This window comes from Actimicrobium sp. CCI2.3, from assembly GCF_035019065.1.
Lineage (GTDB): Bacteria > Pseudomonadota > Gammaproteobacteria > Burkholderiales > Burkholderiaceae_D > Actimicrobium.
This window is the reverse complement of record NZ_JASJWR010000091.1, coordinates 1-658: the sequence shown is the minus strand read 5'-3', so window position 1 is coordinate 658 and position 658 is coordinate 1. Positions and strand designations below refer to the sequence as shown.

Sequence of the window (658 nt, the reverse complement as noted above, 5' to 3'; positions counted from 1 at the left end):
ACTAAAAAACACTTCGACATCGAGCTTAAGCTGGAAGTCGTGCGCATGATCAAAGATCAAGGACTGAGCATTTCCAATGTCAGTAAAACCATGGATGTCGGACCGACCGCGATTCGTCGCTGGGTCACGCAACACGATGCGGAACTGCGTGGCGAGCCGGGCATCGGCAAGCCGCTGACGTCAGACCAGCAGCGCATTCGTTCACTGGAACGCGAGAACCGGGAATTACGACTGGACGTGTCTATCCTAAAAAAAGCATCGGCCTTCTTTGCCCGGGAACTGAAATGAGCTACCAGCTCGTGACACAGTTACACAAGGAGGCCGTATCGACTGCCCGTAGTTGCCAGTTGCTGGCAGTCAGCCGTTCCGGGTATTACAACGCACAGTCCCGTCCTGCCAAACCGCTTTTTACGAAGGAAGCGGTCCACCTGAAGGCAGCCTTTGCCGCCAGCCGTCAAAGCTACGGTAGTCGGCGCCTAGTCAGCGCGGTGGCGCTGCAAGGCATTCGCATAGGTCGCTACAAAGCGCGTAGCCTGATGCGCCAGGCGGGCTTGAAGCCGGTGTGGAAGCGCAAGTTCATTCACACCACCGACAGCAAGCATGACCTGGCGATTGCTCCCAACGTGCTCAACCGGAAGTTCAATCCGTCGGGGCCGAA

2 protein-coding genes are annotated in these 658 nt (G+C 56.8%); both read left to right on the top strand.

Annotated features, from left to right (window positions below; all coding sequences use genetic code 11):
• A partial coding sequence (locus tag QN370_RS20585; protein WP_323581829.1) for a transposase occupies nucleotides 1-288 on the top strand: 288 nt, incomplete at its 5' end.
• On the top strand, nucleotides 285-658 hold a 374-nt coding region (locus QN370_RS20580; protein ID WP_323581828.1), incomplete at its 3' end, for an IS3 family transposase. The genes QN370_RS20585 and QN370_RS20580, both read left to right, overlap by 4 nt.